The following is a 19,210-nucleotide window of genomic DNA, read 5'->3' as shown; positions in this document are numbered from 1 at the left end:
GCGCAGGCCGAAACGGGGCCGGGGCGGGGTGCTTCCAAAAAGGCCTTTCCTACATGGCGCGATCGATTGCAGGGTGTGCGAATGCCCGCCTTCCACCCTCTCGAAACCAAGGTTTTCTGCCGCTTTGAGCAGGGTGCGCGGGCCCCGTATTATTTCCCCCTGGACCGTGCTCCATGTGCTCCATCCTGTAGGAAACTACCCCGCGATACCGCTCGCCACGGCCAGTCCGAGAAAGGCAAAGAAGCCCATCGAATCGGTAATCATGGTGACGAACACGCTGCTCGCCACTGCCGGGTCCTGATCCAGCCGGTCGAAGGCGACGGGGACCAGCACCCCTGCAAGACCGGCCGTTGCCACGTTGATGACCATGGCCAGCGCAATCACCGCGCCAAGCATGGGCGTGAAGATCGCTGCCGTCGCCAGTCCGATCAGCACGGCGATGGTTACGCCGTTGAGCGTCGCCACGCGAAACTCGCGCCACAGGATGCGGCCCGTGTTCGAACTCGTCAGCTGGTTCATCGCGATGGCGCGCACGGTCACGGCCATGGTCTGCGTGCCGGCATTGCCGCCGATGCTGGCGACAATGGGCATCAGCACGGCAAGCGCGACCAATTGCTCGATCGCCGCACCGAAGGCCGCGATGATCAGGCTGGCGACCAGCGCGGTACCGAGGTTCGCCACCAGCCAGCGCACGCGGCTAGAATAGGCTTCGCGAATCGGTTCGTTGATGTCGCCTTCGCCCGCGCCGGACATGAGCAGCGCGTCTTCGCCCGCTTCCTCGGCGATGATGTGGACGATGTCGTCGACGGTCATCTGGCCGACCAGCCGGCCGTCCTCGTCGATCACGGCGGCGCTGATCAGGCCGTACTTCTGGAACATCAGCGCAACCTCTTCCTGGTCGAGCGTGGCGGGGATCAGCGTCTGGTCGCGCTTCATCACATCGCCGAGCGAGACGTCGCGCGGCGTGCGCAGGATCCACGAAAGCTGGCAGGTGCCGACCGGATGCATGCGCTGGTCGATCACGAAGATCTCGAAGAAGTCCTCGGGAAGGTCGCGCCCGTCACGCAGGAAATCGATGATGTCGCCCACGGTCACGTGTTCGGGCACGGCCACGAACTCGCGGTTCATCAGACGGCCGGCAGTCTCCTCGGGGTAGGAGAGGGCGGTCTGGATGGCGATCCGGTCTTCCGGATCGAGCTCGGCGAGGATGGCCTTCTGATTGTCCTCGGCCAGATCCTCGATCAGCTGGACGGCATCGTCGGTATCGAGCTGTTCGGCGATCTGCGCCACCGCATCGGCGGGCAGCGCCTCCATCATCTCGTCGCGGACGTAGTCGTTGAGTTCGGCAACGACTTCGCTGGTCATGAGATCGGTGATCTCGCTGGCGAGCCGGTGACGATCCTCCTTCTCGAACAGCTCGAGAAGGTCGGCGACGTCGGCCGGATGCAGCGGTTCGACGAGATCGTAGAGCTCGCCGCTCGCGCCTGCTTCCAGCGCTTCCTCGACCGAGCGGACGAACTCGCGTTTCAGCGTGTTCTCCTCGTCCATGCGCTCGTCGTCGATGCGGTCGTCGGGGCGCGCGCCATCGTCCGGCCCGCTATCCGTGCCCGGCGCCAGCATCACATCGTCTTCGTCGAGGCGCGTCTCGTCGACCATATCGCCGCTCTAGGGAGCGCAAGCCGAAAAGCAAGCCGTGACACAGGCGCTGTCCCTGCTAATGAGGCGCCAACCGAATTACAGGAGACATACCAATGGCAGACAAGCTGACATTCACCCTCGACACCGGCGACGGCGAAAACAAGGATGTGGTGATCACGCTGCGCCCCGATCTCGCACCCGGCCATGTCGAGCGGATCACGACGCTGGTGGGCGAAGGCTTCTACGACGGCGTGGTCTTCCACCGCGTGATCCCCGGCTTCATGGCGCAGGGCGGCGATCCGACCGGCACTGGCATGGGCGGCAGCGACAAGCCCGACCTCAAGGCCGAATTCAACAGCGAACCGCACACCCGCGGCACCTGCTCGATGGCCCGCACCCAGGTGCCCGACAGCGCCAACAGCCAGTTCTTCATCTGCTTCGATGACGCCGAATTCCTCGACGGCCAGTACACCGTCTGGGGCCAGGTCGAGAGCGGCATGGAACACGTCGATGCCCTGCCCAAGGGCGAGCCGCCGGCAAACCCTGGCAAGATCGTGAAGGCGACTGTTTCGTAAGTCGTTCGATCATCTCAAACCGGAAGGGCGGCCACGTGCCGCCCTTCGCATTGTAGGACCCCGAGCTTTTCGCTATGTGCGCCCGCCTATCATGAAACCTACCACTTCCCCCAAGACCTACAGGGTCAAGAGCTTCGGCTGCCAGATGAACGTCTATGACGGCGAGCGCATGGCCGAAATGCTGGGCGAGCGCGGCATCGTGCCCGCGCCAGAAGGCGAGGAAGCCGATCTCGTCGTGCTCAACACCTGCCACATCCGCGAGAAAGCTGCCGAGAAGGTCTATTCGGATATCGGCCGGCTAACCAAGGCCGGGCGCAAGGTCGGCAAGGAGCCGCTGATCGCCGTGGCCGGCTGCGTCGCACAGGCCGAGGGCGAGGAGATCATGAAGCGCTCTCCGGCAGTCAGTATGGTTGTCGGCCCGCAGGCCTATCACCGCCTGCCCGACATGCTCGACAAGGCGGTGAAGGGCGAGCGGGCGACCGACACGGATATGCCCGCCATCGCCAAGTTTGCAGCATTGCCGGAGCGCCGCCGCACCAATCCGGCAAGCTTCCTGACCGTGCAGGAAGGTTGCGACAAGTTCTGCACCTACTGCGTCGTGCCCTATACCCGCGGCGCCGAAATCAGCCGTCCTTATGCGGACCTCGTCATCGAAGCGAGGAAGCTGGTCGACGCAGGCGCGAAGGAGATCACGCTCCTGGGCCAGAATGTCTCGGCATGGTCGGGCGAGGACGAGAAGGGCCATCACGTCGGGCTCGCGGGGTTGATCCGTGATCTTGCCAAGGTCGATGGCCTCGCGCGCATCCGCTACACCACCAGCCATCCGGCCGACATGGATGACGATCTGATCGCCGCGCACGGCGAAGTGGACAAGCTCATGCCCTTCCTTCACCTGCCGGTGCAGGCTGGCAGCGACCGTGTCCTGAAGGCCATGAACCGCAGCCACACGGCCGAAAGCTATCTCAAGCTGCTTGACCGCTTTCGCGCCGCACGGCCCGATCTTGCGCTGTCGGGCGACTTCATCGTCGGCTTCCCGGGCGAAACCGATGCCGAGTTCGAGGAAACTCTCGCACTGGTCGATGAGGTCAAGTACGCTCAGGCCTTCAGTTTCAAGTACAGCCCGCGCCCCGGTACGCCCGCCGCGACGATGGAAGGGCAGGTCGCCAAGGAAGTCATGGACGACCGCCTCCAGCGCCTTCAGGCCGCGCTCAACCGGGATCAGCTGGCCTTCAACGAGGCAAGCGTCGGGCGGACCTGCGAAGTGCTCGTCGAACGCAAGGGCAAGCTCGAAGGGCAGTGGCTTGGCAAGTCGCCATGGCTTCAGAGCGTATGGTTCGAAGGCGCAGCAGCCATTGGCGATCTGGTGGAGGCCGAACTGGTCGAGGCAGGGCCAAATTCGCTCGCCGGCAAGCTTCGGGAAAAGGTATCTGCCTGATTACAGGCGTGTGACTTTCCACCGTCTTTGATCGTGCCAGCTTGTTTCACGGGCGGGAATGCCTAGATTTCCGACTCGATACACATGCGAAAGGAGCAGATGGCTCGCAAACCAGCTCAGAAGCGTTCGGGTCACTCCGAACCGGCCCTGACCAAACCGCCCGTACCACAGCGCGAGGTTCGCCGCGCGCAGGTGGATGTGAACTTCGACAATCAGAGCCTTCTCGGCGCTCTGTTCGGACAGTTCGACGCTAATCTGGTCCAAGTGGAAAACCGGCTTGGCGTGTTCATCTCCGCTCGCGGCAATGCGATCCATATCGAAGGCCCCGAAGACAGCGTCGCCCGCGCGCGCGACGTGCTTAACGAAATGTATGACCGCCTCGCCATGGGGCAGGATCTCGATGCGGGTGCCATCGAGTCGCTGATCGCCATGTCGAACGAACCCACGCTAGACGGTATCGTTGACGGCAAGCTGAGCGATGCCAAGGGCGGGCCGCCCATCATGATCCGCACGCGCCGCAAGACTATCGTGCCGCGCAGCGCCATGCAGGCGACCTATATGCGCAGCCTGGTGCGTGACGACATCATCTTCGCGCTCGGCCCGGCGGGTACGGGCAAGACCTATCTGGCGGTCGCGCAGGCCGTGGCGCAACTGATCACCGGCAGCGTACAGCGCCTGATCCTGTCGCGCCCTGCGGTCGAAGCAGGGGAGAAACTGGGCTTCCTCCCGGGCGATATGAAAGACAAGGTCGATCCCTATTTGCGCCCGCTTTACGATGCGCTCTACGATTGCATGCCGCCCGAGCAGGTGGAGCGGCGGCTGGCATCGGGAGAGATCGAGATCGCGCCCATTGCCTTCATGCGCGGTCGCACCTTGGCCGACGCCTTTGTCATCCTGGACGAAGCGCAGAATACCACGCGCGAACAGATGAAGATGTTCCTGACCCGGTTTGGCCAAAACAGCCGCATGGTGATTTGCGGAGATCCGCGGCAGGTCGACATCCCCGGCGGCGACGGCATGAGCGGCCTTGCCGACGCAGTCGGTAAGCTGGAGGGGGTGGATGGTTTCGGCACGATCCGCTTCACCGCAGCCGACGTCGTCAGGCATCCCATCGTCGGGCGTATCGTCGAGGCTTACGAAGGCCCTTCCGCATAATCGCGGATAAAGGCAACTGTTCACACGCAACGGAAGCGCGATTTGCAACTCGATATCGACGTAGAGGGATGGCCCGACCATCACGATTGGGAGGCACTGTGCCAGCAAGCGCTCGATGCACTCGTCGGTGTCGAGCCTGCGCTGAACAGCTCACGCCTTATTACCAGCGTACTCTATACCTCCGACACCCAAGTCCACGAGTTGAACAAAGAGTGGAGGGGTAAAGACAAGCCGACAAATGTCCTCTCTTTTCCCATGCTCGAGCGGGACGACCTCCTTGCGCTAGCGGCGGAAGGTCCACCGGAAATGCTCGGCGACATCGCTCTGGCATTCGAAACCTGTCAGCGCGAAGCCGATGAAAAAGCGGTGGCTTTAAAGGACCACACCGCCCATCTGCTCGTTCACGGTTTCTTGCATCTCGCCGGCCATGATCACGTGGATTCCGACAGCCAGGCAGCGGCGATGGAAAAACTCGAAGTAGAAGCGCTTGCAAAACTAGGCATCGCGGACCCATATGGGGACCGCTGAATTTTTGGAGTAGCAAAACGGCCCATGGCCAATTCTTCACCCCCCGCCGGAGACGCGGAGAGTAGCAGCGGGCTGTGGCCCGCCATTCGCAAATTGTTTGACGCCGAAGGTGGTGGCCGGAGCCTGCGTGCCCAGCTCGAAGAAGCTATCGACGAGCATGAAGGCGAAAACGGTTCCGAAGATACTGAAGATGCGGCCAAGGGCGATCTTTCGGGTGTCGAGCGCCAGATGCTCCGCAATCTGCTCCACTTTTCCGAACATGACGCTGATGATGTCGCGGTCCCTCGCGGCGAAATCATCGCGATCAATGCCGACGCGACGTGGGATGAAGTGGTCTCGACCTTTTCGGAGCACGGTCATTCGCGCATGCCCGTCTATCGAGGCCAGCTCGACGATGTGATCGGGATGGTGCACATCAAGGATATTTTCTCTTACCTGGCCGAGCGCAAGCCGCCGCCGGAAGACTGGACCGTTCTAATGCGTCAGCCGCTCTATGTGCCGCAGACGCGCAATGCGCTGGATGTGCTGGCGGACATGCGATCCCAGCGCATGCACCTCGCAATTGTGCTCGATGAATTCTCTGGCACCGATGGTCTTATCACCATTGAAGATCTGGTCGAGGAAATCGTCGGGGAAATCGAGGATGAGCATGACGATGCGCCCGAGGAGTGGATCGCCCCGATCGGCGACGGCATGTGGGATTGCGACGCAAGGGCCGAGCTGGATGACGTGGCAGACCGGATCGATCCGCGCCTTGCCGAGGTCGAAGAGTCGGTCGACACGCTCGGCGGTCTGGCATTCGTTCTCGCTGAACAGGTTCCGCCCAAGGGCGAGATACTAGAGCATTCCTCAGGTTGGCGCATCGAAGTGACCGATGGCGACGAGACCCATGTGACCCGTCTGCGGCTCCATGCTCCAAAGCCGGAAGAGCCCGCAGACTGACCTTTGTCAGTTGCAGAAAACCGCACATTCACACTCGACAGGTGGCATTTAAATGCATAGGCGGGAGCTATGGCCTCCCGCCGTTTGCCTCCCCTTCGCGCTCTAGAAGCTTTCGTGCGCACCGTGCGGCTTGGTTCTGCGCGTGCGGCTGCTGACGAACTTGGCTTGAGCCCGAGCGCACTTTCGAGGCGCATTGGCAATCTGGAAGAATTCGTCGGCAAGAAGCTGTTTACGCGTGCGCGGCAAGCGATGCAGCTGACCGATGATGGCCACGCCTTTTACGAAGCAGTGAATCCGCAGCTGGAGGCCTTGGCGAGAGCGGTAGAAAGCCAGTCGGAAAATCTGTCGGTCTTGCGTCTACATCTCGGCGTACTGCCGCTATTCGGCAGCCAGCGACTGTTTCCGCGACTTGCCGAACTCCGCGCGCGGCACCCGCTTTTGCACATCGACATCGATACCGGCGCCCATCTCGAAGACAGGGTCGGGGATGTGCTCGATGCAGCAATCATCCTGTCGCGCGGGCCTTCGCGTGGTCTTCATGCCGTACGGCTCGATTACAACAAGGTCCATGCTATCTGCAGCCGCGACCTTGCCCAGAAGTTAGGTGATGTTCCCGAAGAGGAACTGCTGTCGAAGCAAACTTTCCTCATTCACAACGAATTGCCCGAGAGCTTTTCAGCCTGGCGCGCCGAGATCGGTCATCCCAATCTTGAACCGGCGGCAATCGATCATTTCGACTCCGGCCAGCTCATGCTCGAAGCTGCTGCACAGGGGCTCGGCATCGCGATCATGCATGACGATCACATGCGCCGCGCCGCCGATCCGCGTCTGGCGACGCTATATAATGCGACGGTCGAGAGCCCTTACAGCTATTGGTTTGTATGCAAGCCCACAGCGCTTGAGGAACGGCCGGTCCGACTGTTCCATGATTGGCTGGTAAAAGCCGACCTCTAGGCGTCGGTCATTTTCGGTCGGTAGCGTACGGCTTCGACGACATGCTGGTAATCGCGGAGCGGTTTGCCGAGATTGGCAACCAGCTGCGTTTCGATTTCCGCGCGAGCCTTTGCTGCGATGGCCTTGCGCCCACGATAATCTTCGGGGCTGAATGGGTCGAGATAATGGATCCTCAGCTTGAATGAGCCACGCCGCGCCATCATCCGCATGGCGTTGTGGAGGCCAGTTTCCTCCCCAATCCAGGCGATTTCTTCCGAGTTGGGGCCGTAATCTATGACGACTGGTTGCACCATCACCCCCGGTGGAGGCGGTTCCATCACGGAGATCATTGAAGATTTGAACGGGAGCAGGGAATGTCCGTCGGTCACCGTGCCTTCCGGAAAGACTGTGACCGACCAATTGTCTTGCAACGCTTCTTTCAACGCGTTGATCTGCTCGGCCACGCCCATCCTATGTTCTCGCTTCACGAACACCGTTCGGTTGAGGCTGCACAGCCAGCCAATGACTGGCACCTGGCTAAGCTCCCATTTCGCGACGAACGCCGTACCGCTCGCGCCTGCCATCGCGAGAATATCGATCCAGGATATATGATTGGAGATGAAGAAGACGTCGCGGCGAAGGGGCGTACCCACCACTTCGACCCGCGCGCCTACTACGCGTGCAGTATAACGAAGGAACAGCATCGGGAAGGGCGAGCCATATGCAAACAAGCGATAGGCATAGTGTAGCGGCACGAAGATGAGCAGGAGGAGAAAAATACCGATCATCCGCAGGGCGAATCGAAACCATCCGATTGCCGTCAGCGGTACTTTCTCTCCGGCAGCGGCGGCCAGTCGCTTCGCCGTGTAGCGCGCGAGTTTGCGCTCAGCTCTCGCGGTCGAGCCGGACGCCATAGAGTTCCATCCGGTGGTCGACGAGACGGTATCCGAGCTTCTCCGCTATCTGTTTCTGTAGCGCTTCCAATTCAGGATCGACGAATTCTACGACCTTGCCGCTTTCCACGTCGATTAGATGATCGTGATGGGCTTCCGGAGCGGCTTCATACCGGGCACGGCCGTCACCGAAATCGTGACGGTCGAGAATACCTGCCTCTTCGAATAGTCTGACTGTCCGGTAAACCGTGGCAATGGAGATTCCCGGATCGATCTCACTGGCACGGGCGTGAACCATCTCCACATCCGGGTGGTCGTCGCTTTCGGACAGCACCCGAGCTATCACGCGGCGCTGTTCCGTAATGCGCAGACCCTTGTCGGCACAAAGCTGTTCGAGATCGATACGCTGATGCAAGTGGTCTTCCTGAATGAATAACGCCCCGCACCTTATCTGGGCGGGGCGTCTATCTCAAGCCGTACAAGGCCGCTTTATGCAGACTATTTGTTGCGGCCGACCTTTTCGCCCGGCTTGCGGCCCAGGCCGATCTTCTTGGCGAGATCGCGGCGCGTGTCTGCGTAATCGGGTGCAACCATGGGATAGTCCGACGGAAGATCCCAACGCTGACGATAATCTTCCGGCGACATATCGTGTTCGGTCGACAGGTGGCGCTTGAGCATCTTCATCTTCTTGCCGCAATCGAGGCAAATGATGTGATCCTTCTTTACCGATGCACGCACGGAAACCGCGGGATCGGGACGCTCTTCCTCATTCGTACCATTTCCGCCCAACCCGGAAAGTGCAGAATAAACATTGGAAATCAATGCAGGAACGTCATCGACGGTGACACTATTATTCGAAACATGTGCTGCGACAATATCCGAAGTGAGGGTAATGAGCGTTTCGCTCATATCTGTTTGAAAATTGTTCATGTGAATACTCCAGCTGCGGCCGGAAGTATGCATCACAACATGGCAAGTCTACACAAATCTGTAATGAAGATGCGGTTTGTCGCATACGTACAACCATGAAGCACGATTTAAGTCAATTATACTTTTCTGCCAAAGGTAAGAGCGTCTATCGTTTCACCTGTTACGGTACGATAATAGTTCGCGCGCCGTCCGATTAGTTCGAAACCTGCGGCGCGATAAACCGAGATTGCAGGGTTGTTAGCGCGCATCTCCAAAAACACCTTGCTTGCTTCGCGTTCACCCGCAACGTCAAGAAATCGTTCAAGTAATAACGACCCTACACCCTTCTTCCGATGCTTTGGATCCACTGCGATCAGCAGCAATTCAATTTCATCGGCAGCTTGTCTGGCAAGTACGAAGCCGGCCGCGTTGCTCCCTCCATCTGTCGGCTTTGCCGCTTCGTCACAAAGCATCGCGAAAGTGGAGGAGATTAGCAGTGAATCTTCCACTTGGCGCCGGGTCCAGGCTTCACGGTAGTGCGGATCGAAACTGATTTCCATGATCCGCATGAGCTGATCTAGCTCGCTCATTTGGCTGGCGCTTTCGCATCTGGCGAGCGCCCGTAGATTGGCGATAGAACTTTCGTCCGAAGGCATCTCGGGATGGCATGTGCGAAACCGGCGTCGGCCACGATTTCCATTGGCCGGACCTCATGGGCTGCAATCCGGGCAAATTCGGAGGCCCTGTTTCCAGCGACATTTGCTGCTGTCAAAGCGATCACGGCTTCTTCCGGTGTGCGGGACATGACCTCGCTCGCAGGCAATCCTCCAGCATCGAATGATTGGATAAACCACTCACCGTGCCCGCCGTTCATGCACGCATCGACTGGACCTGCCATTTTCGACTGAGCCATCGCTGCAATCAAAGACAGTGTAGGATAACCCGACACCCGGGCATTCCAGGCGATTCCCAGAGCGCGAGCCGCTGCGAGACCAATCCGCACACCGGTGAAGCTTCCCGGTCCCAGAGAAACGAGTATTTCGTCGCACTTGCCCTGACCGTGCAACTGCGAGATCATCGGTACAACGCGTTCTGCATGCCCGCGGCCGATCGTTTCATGGCGGGCATCAATGACCCGGTCACCTTCAAACAAAGCAACCGAGCACGCTTCTCCGGACGTATCTATCGCAAGCATTCGCATGGCGAACGCCCTGCCTTACGCAAGACCCTGCTTCAAGTCAGTCGATACGATTGAACTTGTCAAAATCAGGACGCGGGCTGCGCGCGAATATGCTTTCCTTGTCGCCATAGCCAATTGCGCAAACCCAATCGGCGCGATGCCGTGGTTGGTCGGCAAAGAAATGTTCGGTAATCTTGTCGAGATCAACTCCCGACATGGGACCGCAATCGAGACCCAGCGCCCGAGCGGCGATCATCAGGTAAGCGCCCTGCAGCGCTGAATTGCGAGCCGCTCCTTCCTTGCGTCCTTCCTCATCACCTTCGAACCAACTCTTGGCATCGGCGTGAGGAAAGAGCCAGGGAAGCTCCTCATGAAAATCGATGTCGTATCCGATGATCGCGACCACCGGAGCGGTCTTGATTTTCTCTTGGTTTCCTTCGGATGCGAATTCGGCGAGTTTGTCCCGCGATTCCTGCGATTTGCACCATACGAGCCGCACGGGTTGCATGTTCGCAGACGTAGGACCCATTTTCAGCAGCTCGTAGATTTCCTTGATCTGCTGATCGCTGACCTCCTTGTCATGCCAACCGTTATAGCTGCGTGCTTCTCGGAAAATCTGATCGAGTGCGGCAGCAGAAAGATGGTTGTCATGGAATTGCTGGGTCATATCATCCTCGGATTTCGGTGCGTCGACTTACGCTTCGCGGACTTCAACGACCTCCGGCACATAATGTTTCAAGAGGCTTTCGATTCCGTGTTTCAGCGTTGCGGATGAAGACGGACATCCCGCGCAGGCCCCTTGCATCTGGAGATAGACCACACCGTCCTTATAGCCGCGATACTGGATATCTCCGCCATCACCGGCGACCGCAGGCCTAACGCGGCTTTCCAGCAATTCATGGATCTGAACCACGATATCCGCATCGTCTTCGTTTTCCTCGACCAGAAGATCACTCTGACCGGGGACGGCAATTCCGCCCGCGGTACCTGGTGCGAAAAGCGGCGCCTCAGACACGAAGTGATCGAGAAGAATAGAGAGGACCTGCGGTTTGAGATCGCTCCAATTGGCACCCGGTGCAGCAGTCACGGTCACGAAATCGCCGCCATAGAAAACATTCGTCGCTTCGCCGGTATCGAAGATGGCCTGCGCCAGAGGGCTGGCTTCGGCCGCTTCGGGGGACGCGAATTCGCGGGTTCCCTTGCCCATTACGGGGCGACCCGGCAGGAATTTAAGGCTTGATGGATTTGGCGTGGTTTCGGTTTCGATGAACATGAGATGCGATGTAGGTGGGGGGCTGCCTATGGGCAAGGCATCCCGGTTTCCCTGGCCGAAGGTTTTCCTTCATTCACTGGCGCTTCACCAGACGCTCTCCTATATCCTGCGCATGACTGATAGTTTGCGCGCCGCACGGCGTATCGCTTTGTTTCTCCCGCTTCTGTTGCTTGCCCCGCAGACTCTGCCCGCGCAGGAAGTAGAGCCGCCTGCATCCCTGCAGCTAGAAGGCGAGACGCCTTGGATTTACGAAAACAGCGACGTTCCGCGCGATGAGGAATGGCAATTTGGCGAGCTTGCCAACGGCCTGCGTTATGGCGTGCGGGAAAATGGTGTCCCTCCCGGCCAGGTTTCAATCCGGGTGCGGATCGACGCAGGTTCCCTGTACGAGAGCGATAGCGAACTGGGCTATGCCCACTTGCTTGAGCATTTACTCTTCCGCGAGAGTAAATATCTCGGTGTCGCCGAAGCCATTCCAACCTGGCAGCGCCTCGGCGCGACTTTTGGCAGTGACACCAACGCGGAAACCAGTCCGACGCATACTGTCTTCAAGCTCGACCTTCCAGATGTGAACGCGGCCAAGCTCGATGAAAGCATGAAGCTGCTGTCCGGCATGGTGCGCGATCCCGTACTGTCCGACGCGAACGTTCGCGCCGAGGTGCCGATCGTGCTCGCCGAGAAGCGCGAGCGCGGCGGCGTTGGTGAGCGGGTAAGCGAGCAGACCATGCAGACGCTGTTTGCTGGCCAGCGGCTGGCGGAACGTATCACCATCGGAACGGAAGACAGTCTGCAGGCAGCGACTGGCAATTCGGTCAGTGCTTTCTACGACCGCTGGTATCGCCCGCAGAACACCGTAATCTCGGTGGTCGGCGATCTTGACCCTGTGCTTTTCGCTTCGATGGTTGAGAAATACTTTGGCGACTGGTCCAAGCCCGGCGCTCCGGCCAAGGCCCCCGACTTCGGGGATCCTGTGGCGCCGGCCAGTGCAGATCCTGTCAATCCGGTTGGCGAGGCCGCAGTTATAGTCGAGCCGACTTTGCCACGAGCGTTCACCTTTGGATATTTCAGGCCTTGGCGGCAGGTCGACGACACGATCGCTTATAATGAAGGCCGCTTGCGGGAATCGCTTGCGCTTGCGCTTATCAACCGGCGGCTGGAAGCTCGCGCGCGCGCCGGTGGAAGCTATCTTTATGCGCAGGCTAGCGAATCCAAGATAAGCCGGTCGGCTCATGCCACGCTGGTGCAATTCGCGCCATTGACGGAAGATTGGGAGGCTGCCCTCACCGATGTTCGGGCGGTCATCGCCGATGCGTTGGCGAACCCACCTACTCAGGAGGAGATGGACCGCGAACTGGCCGAAATGGAAGTCGGCTTCGCGAACATGGTAGAGCAGCGTTCTGTCCTCGCAGCGTCGGGCTATGCCGACGACCTCGTCAACGCGGTCGATATCCGCGAGGCGATCGCCGCGCCCGAAACCTTCCTGATGGTTTTCAATTCGATGAAGGCCAAGACGACGCCGCAGGCACTGCTGGATGATACCCGCGAGCTGTTCAGAGGGTCGGTCATCAGGGCCACCTATGTGACCCCTGAGGCCGGGGAGGCGACCGAAGAATCCGTGAGGACAGCGCTTCGCGAAAGGGTCGATGCCGATAGCAATGCGCGGCTGGCTGCGCAGAGCATAGACTTCGCCGACCTGCCCGCGATCGGAGAGCCGGGCGAGGTCGTCCTGCGTTCGCCCCACGGTCTCGGCGATGTCGAGCGGATCGAGTTCGGCAACGGTGTCAAAGCCCTGCTGCTGGCGAATGACCATGAGCCGGGCCGAGTGGCAGTCAAGGTTCGGTTCGGTGCCGGTATTCGCGCCTTTGATGCGGACGATGCACCCTACATCAGCCTTGGCGAAAGCGCGCTGGTACAGTCCGGCTTGGGCGAACTTGGGCAGGAAGAGCTCGACCGCATCAGCACCGGTCGCAAGATGGGTTTTGACTTCGATATCGGCGAGGGCACCTTCTCCTTTAGCGCCATGACCCGCCGCCAGGACCTCGCAGATCAGCTGTATCTCTTTGCCGCCAAGCTGGGCATGCCGCGCTGGGATGCCAACCCCATTGCCCGTGCGAAGGCCGCTGGGCGGTTGGCCTATCAGAGCTATGAGGCGAGCCCTAGCGGTGTGCTCAACCGCGACCTTGAGTATTACATCTACGACAAGAATCCGATCTTCCGCACCTCCACTCCAGACGCTCTCGCAGAAACCAGCGTCGAGGGTTTCCGCGAGGTATGGCAGCCAATCCTTCAGCAAGGCCCGGTGGAAATATTAATCTTCGGCGATTACGACCGTGAGGAAGCTGTCGCCGCGCTTTCCCGGACCTTCGGGGCCCTGCCGGATCGCAAGCCGATCCCGCAGCAGGTTCTGAACAGGAAGATAGAACTGGCCCCGGCCGGTGAGACTGTCGTGCGTTACCACAAGGGTGAGGCCAATCAGGCGGCGGCGGTCATCGCTTGGCCGGTGGGCGGCGGACTGGCCGAAATCCGCAAGTCACGTCAATTGTCGATCCTGACTGAGGTCTTCTCGAACCGCCTGCTTGAAGCCATGCGCGAGAAGGCTGGGGCAAGCTATGCCCCCTCGGTGAGGCTGGATTGGCCGATTGATGTCGACAGCGGTGGTTCGATCATGGGATATGCGCAGTTGCAGCCCAGGGATGTGCCGGTCTTCTTTGCCGAGGCCGATCGCATCGCGCGCGAGTTGACCCAAACGCCGCCGACGGCCGACGAGCTTGCCCGGGCGACCGAACCGCTGCGCAATTATTACGAGCGGATTTCGAGCGGAAATTACTTCTACCTTCTCGAGCTGGAAGGATCGACATCCGATCCGCGGCGGATGCAAGCCCTGCGCGGCATTCTGAACGATTATTCGCAGACGACGCCTGAGGCCATGCAGGCCCTTGCTACTGAATATTTTGGCGGAACATCGGCCTGGCGTATGGCGGTAATCCCCGAGGGGCAGAAACTGGCGAGCGGAACGTCACCGGGCGGGGCGCAGTCACGGCGGTAAATTAATCAGCCCAATCGCACTTTTCCGCTGGGCAAGTTTATGCTGCTTGCGCCAAGGCTCTGGCTGGGCTTGGCTTTGCGCCTCGAATAATCATGAATTGGACTGGTAATGGCACGCGATTGGGCACCGGATAGCTGGCAGAACTTCGAAGCGAAGCACCTGCCGCGCTATGAAAACGCCGCGGCGCTGGACGAAGCAACGAACTTACTGTCGAGCCATCCGCCGCTGGTGTTTGCCGGAGAAGCGCGCGCGCTGAAGGCCGATCTGGCCGAAGTCGCTGAGGGTCGTGCCTTCCTGCTTCAGGGTGGCGATTGCGCGGAAAGCTTTGCCGAATTCCACCCGAACAACATCCGCGATACGTTCCGCGTCCTGCTGCAAATGGCGGTCGTCATGACGTTTGCCAGCAAGCAGCCGGTGGTGAAGGTCGGCCGTATGGCGGGGCAGTTCGCCAAGCCGCGCAGCTCGGACACCGAAACGCAGGGCGACATGACCCTGCCGAGCTACTTCGGTGACAATGTGAACGGTATCGATTTCGATCCGGCATCGCGCACCAACGATCCTCAGCGCATGGTCCGCGCCTATTTCCAGGCATCGGCCACGCTCAATCTCCTCCGCGCCTTTGCAGGCGGCGGCTATGCGAACCTGCGCCAGGTCCATCAGTGGACGCTGGACTTCATGGGCCGTAGCCCGTGGGCCGACAAATTCTCCCATGTGGCCGACCGCATTGGCGAAGCGCTTGATTTCATGGAAGCTTGCGGCATCGACCCGGCTACTGTGCCGCAGCTGCAGGGGACCAGCTTCTACACCAGCCACGAGGCGCTCCTTTTGCCTTACGAGCAGGCGCTGACCCGGCGGGATAGTCTGACGGGTGACTGGTACGACACCAGCGCACATATGCTGTGGATCGGCGACCGCACGCGCTTCGACGGCAGCGCACATGTCGAATTTGCGCGGGGTATCGGCAATCCGATCGGCATGAAATGCGGACCGAGCCTAGAAACCGATGCCATGCTCAAATTGTTGGATACGCTCAATCCGGCACGGGAGCCGGGGCGCATCACGCTCATCAGCCGCTTCGGCCATGACAAGGTGGAAGAAGGCCTCCCTCGGCTGGTCAGGGCCGTGAAGGCGGAAGGGCACCCTGTCGTCTGGAGCTGCGATCCGATGCATGGCAATGTCGTGAAATCGGATAGCGGTTACAAGACGCGCCCGTTCGACCGGATCCTGTCGGAAGTGAAGGGCTTTTTCGCCGTGCACCGCGCGGAAGGCACTCATCCAGGCGGCATCCATGTCGAAATGACTGGTCAGGATGTCACCGAATGCGTGGGCGGGGCGGTCGCGATCACGGACGAAGCGCTTAAAGATCGCTATCACACCCATTGCGATCCCCGTCTCAATGCGGCCCAGTCGTTGGAACTCGCGTTCCTCATCGCCGAAACTCTCAACGCGGAGCATGGCCACCAGCAGGCGAACGCCGCCTAGTCTCATGCACTGTTGCGTTCTGCGCTGAATCCGCATCGCATCAATGATAACTCTCTGCGCGACAGGCGCGGCGGAACCATGCGCCGGTTACCCCATTTAGACTTGAGATCGTCTTGGCCATCCGGCTGGACGGTTTCAGGTTTTTGGCTGGCGGGCCTTTAAACCTCCACTCGAATCCGCCATGCTGACACATGGTTGCCGCTGAACGGCAGCCGCAAGGGGAGAGTGGCCATGACCGCCGCGCAGGCCAGCAACAACGTTACCGGCAGCGATCTGGCAGAGCGGTTCGCCAACATCCGCCAGCTCACCGAGGCTCTAGTCGAACCGCTTTCCGAAGCAGATGCTACCCTCCAGTCGATGGAGGATGCCTCGCCGGCTAAATGGCATATCGCGCACGTAACGTGGTTTTGGGAAACCTTCCTGCTGCGCGATCATCTGCCCGATTACACGCTGTACGACGAGCGCTGGCCCTTCGTCTTCAATTCGTATTACGAGGCTGAAGGCGAGAGGATCGCGCGCTTTTCCCGCAGAATGCTTTCCCGGCCAACCATGAATGATGTTCTTGCCTGGCGCCGTCATGTCGACGAAGCCATGAAGCCCTTGCTTGAGCGCGAAGATCTGCGCCCGCTGATCGAGCTGGGCTTTGCGCATGAGCAACAGCATCAGGAATTGCTCCTCACCGACATCAAGCATGCGCTTTTTCAGAACCCGCTGGGCCCGGCGATGTGGGAGAAGGCCGGATCCATCTCCTCCTCTTCGGCGCAAGAGGAATGGTTCGCGCATCCAGGGGGCATCGCCCGGGTTGGGCATCAGGCGGACGGCTTTGCCTTCGATAACGAAGGGCCGGTGCATCGTGTGCTGCTCGAACCCTTCGCTCTCGCTTCGCGGCTGGTAACAAACGGTCAATGGGCAGAATTCATTGCCGATGGCGGCTATGACGACGCACGTTTGTGGCTGTCCGATGGTTGGGGCTGGGTGAAGGAGAATGCCATTCGCAGCCCGTCATACTGGCAGGACGAGGCGCATTTCACGCATTCGGGCTGGCAGGACCGTGATCCCGATGCGCCGGTGACCCATATTTCTTATTATGAAGCAGATGCCTTTGCCACTTGGGCTGGACACAGGCTGCCAACGGAATTCGAATGGGAAGCGATCGCTCGGGGCCAGGAAGGAGCTTCGGCTGCGCATGATCCCGAAGCCGGGAATCAGTTAGATCATGCCGCTCCGCCCTTGCCGGTCGGCTCAGCAAGTCTATTCGGCGATTGCTGGCAATTCACCCGTTCCGCCTATTTGCCTTATCCGCGCTTTGAACCAGCGCCCGGCGCCGTAGGCGAATACAACGGCAAATTCATGAGCGGACAATTCGTGCTGAAAGGCGCGAGCTGCGCCACGGCACGTGGACATTCGCGTGCGAGCTATCGCAACTTCTTCTACCCCCACCAGCGCTGGCAATTTACCGGGCTGAGATTGGCCAAGGATCTATGAAAACCGAACAAGGTATTGCGCTCGTCGATCGCGACGAGAAGGGTGTGGTTCGTGCATTTCGCGACGACGTTCTGCAGGGGCTTGATCAGCACCAGAAAGCCATTCCGGCACGCTGGCTTTACGACGACGCCGGATCGCAGCTGTTCGAGGATATTACCGACCTTCCAGAATATTATCCCACCCGCTCGGAGACCGAAATTCTCGATGCACGCGGCAAGGAGTTCGCCGAGCTGATCGGCAAGGGCCGCGCGGTGGTGGAATTCGGGTCCGGCAGCTCGGTGAAAACCCCCCTGCTGCTGCGCGCGATCAATCCGTCCGCTTATGTGCCGCTCGACATCTCAGGCGAATTCCTGCGGGAATCTGCCGCAACTCTGGCAAAGAAATTTCCTGACGTTGACGTCTTCCCGGTGGAAGCCGATTTCATGCGCGAAGTGCAATTGCCAGATGAGGTTGCGGATCTGCCGAAGCTGGGTTTCTTCCCTGGCTCGACCATTGGCAACATGGTCCCGCGCACGGCAGTCGATCTGCTGCGTTCCATGCGGGCAACCTTGGGAGCGGAAGAGGGCGGCAGACCCCTGCTGCTGATCGGCATGGACTTGGTGAAGGACCAACAGGTTCTCGAAGCCGCTTATAACGATTCCCGAGGCGTGACGGGCGAATTCAATCTCAATCTCGCGCGGCGGATCAATCGCGAGCTCGAAGGCACGATCCCGGTCGATGCCCTGCGCCATACAGCGCCATGGAACGATGACTTCGCGCGGATCGAAATGCATTTGGAAGCGCTTGAGGATTTTGATTTCGAAGTAGCCGGTAAACGCTTCTCCATGCGTAAGGGCGAAACGATCCACACGGAAAACAGCCACAAGTTCACCCGCCGCAGCGCCAATACCTTGTTGCTGGCCGGTGGCTGGACTCCGCAGGCGCGCTGGACGGATAGTGGCGACCGCTTCTCCCTGATCCTCGCCGAGGCTACCGAAAAGCGCGACGCCCCCTGAACAAATTGATCGCGTTCATCGACGATACCGATCGCCCCTCCTATATGGACTGACGATGGACTCGCAGAGCGCTTTTGATGCCCTTGCCGAAATAATCCGTGCCGTGCCGCGTTCCGGCCTGTTGGCAGGGACGATCGGCGCCCTCCTTCTGGGCTGGATCGGCGCCATCATGCTGCGGCACAAAGTGCTGGGCGGGCGCCTCGTGCGGACCGCCAGCACGATTGCTCTGATGGCCATACTCGTGACCGTCTTCCTCCAGCTTGCCCGCTTCGACCCTCGGCTCGACGCCGTCACCGAACTGGGCATGCCAAAGCAATCGATAGTGGGCGAAGAAACGGTCATACCGCTTGCGGCAGATGGTCACTACTGGCTGGTTGCCGAAGTGAACGGCGTGCCCACGCGGTTCTTGGTGGATACCGGGGCCACGCTCACCGCTCTGTCTGCCGAATCCGCCCGGCGTGCGGGGCTGGAACCGCGGACGGGCGGGTTGCCGGTCATGCTGAATACGGCCAATGGCGCAGTGACGGCAGAACTCACTACAGTCGACAGCCTGCGCTTCGGCAATATCGAGGCGGGCGGGCTGGATGCGGTGATCGCCCCCAATCTGGGCAATACCAACGTGCTGGGGATGAATTTTCTCAGCCGACTGGAAGGCTGGCGGGTCAAGCAGGGGGATTTGATCCTCGAGCCGGGCAGTCTCGAAGAAGGCTAAGGCTTTGACGAGGCGGAAGGAGCCACTAA

Annotated in this window: 19 protein-coding genes; 11 read left to right on the top strand and 8 right to left on the bottom strand. The window is 60.0% G+C overall.

All coding sequences use genetic code 11. The features are described 5' to 3' along the window. Positions 1-195 precede the first annotated feature (195 nt). Entirely contained in the window at positions 196-1,656 is a 1,461-nt protein-coding gene (mgtE, locus tag ACI2I1_RS01865; protein ID WP_221542992.1) for a magnesium transporter, read from the bottom strand. 95 nt (positions 1,657-1,751) lie between these two features. Here mgtE and ACI2I1_RS01860 point away from each other — a divergent pair, with 95 nt between their 5' ends. From ACI2I1_RS01860 to ACI2I1_RS01835, 6 genes are all read left to right on the top strand, one after another. Further along, a complete protein-coding gene (locus ACI2I1_RS01860) occupies positions 1,752-2,213 on the top strand; it encodes a peptidylprolyl isomerase (RefSeq protein WP_404677680.1) in 462 nt (153 codons plus the stop codon). A 91-nt stretch (positions 2,214-2,304) separates the two neighbouring features. Continuing rightward, complete coding sequence (miaB, locus tag ACI2I1_RS01855) at positions 2,305-3,648, top strand: tRNA (N6-isopentenyl adenosine(37)-C2)-methylthiotransferase MiaB (RefSeq protein WP_404677679.1); 1,344 nt, start codon at positions 2,305-2,307, stop codon at positions 3,646-3,648. 99 nt (positions 3,649-3,747) lie between these two features. Beyond that, a complete protein-coding gene (locus ACI2I1_RS01850) occupies positions 3,748-4,803 on the top strand; it encodes a PhoH family protein (protein ID WP_224811916.1) in 1,056 nt (351 codons plus the stop codon). A gap of 42 nt (positions 4,804-4,845) precedes the next feature. Then, on the top strand, positions 4,846-5,331 hold the full coding sequence (gene ybeY, locus ACI2I1_RS01845) for an rRNA maturation RNase YbeY (RefSeq protein WP_404677678.1): 486 nt from the start codon (positions 4,846-4,848) through the stop codon (positions 5,329-5,331). 24 nt (positions 5,332-5,355) lie between these two features. Continuing rightward, positions 5,356-6,273: a hemolysin family protein gene (locus ACI2I1_RS01840; protein WP_221542996.1), complete on the top strand. Its 918-nt coding sequence runs from the start codon at positions 5,356-5,358 to the stop codon at positions 6,271-6,273. 69 nt (positions 6,274-6,342) lie between these two features. Further along, entirely contained in the window at positions 6,343-7,227 is an 885-nt protein-coding gene (locus ACI2I1_RS01835; RefSeq protein WP_221542997.1) for a LysR substrate-binding domain-containing protein, read from the top strand. Here the strand turns inward: ACI2I1_RS01835 and ACI2I1_RS01830 are convergent. The 7 genes from ACI2I1_RS01830 to ACI2I1_RS01800 all read right to left on the bottom strand — a co-directional run bounded on the left by ACI2I1_RS01830 (position 7,224) and on the right by ACI2I1_RS01800 (position 11,461). Next, on the bottom strand, positions 7,224-8,120 hold the full coding sequence (locus ACI2I1_RS01830) for a lysophospholipid acyltransferase family protein (protein ID WP_404677677.1): 897 nt from the start codon (positions 8,118-8,120) through the stop codon (positions 7,224-7,226). The two genes, ACI2I1_RS01835 and ACI2I1_RS01830, sit on opposite strands and share 4 nt — an antisense overlap. Beyond that, positions 8,092-8,514, bottom strand: coding sequence for a Fur family transcriptional regulator (locus tag ACI2I1_RS01825; protein WP_221542999.1), 423 nt, complete (start codon positions 8,512-8,514; stop codon positions 8,092-8,094). Before ACI2I1_RS01825 ends, ACI2I1_RS01830 begins: the two co-directional genes overlap by 29 nt. Positions 8,515-8,597: 83 nt before the next feature. After that, the gene (locus ACI2I1_RS01820) at positions 8,598-9,029 is read right to left on the bottom strand and encodes a MucR family transcriptional regulator (protein ID WP_404677676.1); all 432 of its coding nucleotides are present in this window, start codon (positions 9,027-9,029) and stop codon (positions 8,598-8,600) included. A gap of 116 nt (positions 9,030-9,145) precedes the next feature. Continuing rightward, positions 9,146-9,598 carry a GNAT family N-acetyltransferase gene (locus ACI2I1_RS01815; RefSeq protein WP_404677675.1) on the bottom strand — a complete coding sequence of 151 codons (453 nt, stop codon included), beginning with the start codon at positions 9,596-9,598 and terminating at the stop codon, positions 9,146-9,148. Beyond that, the gene (gene tsaB / locus ACI2I1_RS01810; protein WP_404677674.1) at positions 9,595-10,209 is read right to left on the bottom strand and encodes a tRNA (adenosine(37)-N6)-threonylcarbamoyltransferase complex dimerization subunit type 1 TsaB; all 615 of its coding nucleotides are present in this window, start codon (positions 10,207-10,209) and stop codon (positions 9,595-9,597) included. The genes ACI2I1_RS01815 and tsaB overlap by 4 nt, the downstream gene beginning before the upstream one ends. A gap of 37 nt (positions 10,210-10,246) precedes the next feature. Then, the gene (locus tag ACI2I1_RS01805) at positions 10,247-10,855 is read right to left on the bottom strand and encodes a malonic semialdehyde reductase (protein ID WP_224811910.1); all 609 of its coding nucleotides are present in this window, start codon (positions 10,853-10,855) and stop codon (positions 10,247-10,249) included. Between the two features lie 27 nt (positions 10,856-10,882). Then, the gene (locus ACI2I1_RS01800; RefSeq protein WP_404677673.1) at positions 10,883-11,461 is read right to left on the bottom strand and encodes a NifU family protein; all 579 of its coding nucleotides are present in this window, start codon (positions 11,459-11,461) and stop codon (positions 10,883-10,885) included. Positions 11,462-11,573: 112 nt separating this feature from the next. Here ACI2I1_RS01800 and ACI2I1_RS01795 point away from each other — a divergent pair, with 112 nt between their 5' ends. The 5 genes from ACI2I1_RS01795 (at position 11,574) to ACI2I1_RS01775 (ending at position 19,181) form a co-directional block, all read left to right on the top strand. Continuing rightward, the gene (locus tag ACI2I1_RS01795) at positions 11,574-14,507 is read left to right on the top strand and encodes a M16 family metallopeptidase (RefSeq protein WP_404677672.1); all 2,934 of its coding nucleotides are present in this window, start codon (positions 11,574-11,576) and stop codon (positions 14,505-14,507) included. A 108-nt stretch (positions 14,508-14,615) separates the two neighbouring features. Further along, positions 14,616-15,989 (top strand): class II 3-deoxy-7-phosphoheptulonate synthase, encoded by a 1,374-nt coding sequence (locus tag ACI2I1_RS01790; protein WP_404677671.1) that lies wholly within the window; start codon positions 14,616-14,618, stop codon positions 15,987-15,989. Between the two features lie 231 nt (positions 15,990-16,220). Continuing rightward, entirely contained in the window at positions 16,221-17,474 is a 1,254-nt protein-coding gene (gene egtB, locus ACI2I1_RS01785; RefSeq protein WP_404677670.1) for an ergothioneine biosynthesis protein EgtB, read from the top strand. Next, a complete protein-coding gene (gene egtD / locus ACI2I1_RS01780; RefSeq protein ID WP_404677669.1) occupies positions 17,471-18,469 on the top strand; it encodes an L-histidine N(alpha)-methyltransferase in 999 nt (332 codons plus the stop codon). Before egtB ends, egtD begins: the two co-directional genes overlap by 4 nt. 55 nt (positions 18,470-18,524) lie before the next feature. Then, complete coding sequence (locus ACI2I1_RS01775; protein WP_404677668.1) at positions 18,525-19,181, top strand: TIGR02281 family clan AA aspartic protease; 657 nt, start codon at positions 18,525-18,527, stop codon at positions 19,179-19,181. The last annotated feature ends 29 nt before the right edge of the window (positions 19,182-19,210 follow it).

The organism is Qipengyuania sp. NPDC077563 (assembly GCF_044901345.1).
Classification (GTDB): Bacteria; Pseudomonadota; Alphaproteobacteria; order Sphingomonadales; family Sphingomonadaceae; genus Qipengyuania; species Qipengyuania aestuarii.
This window is presented reverse-complemented; position numbering and strand designations above follow the sequence as displayed.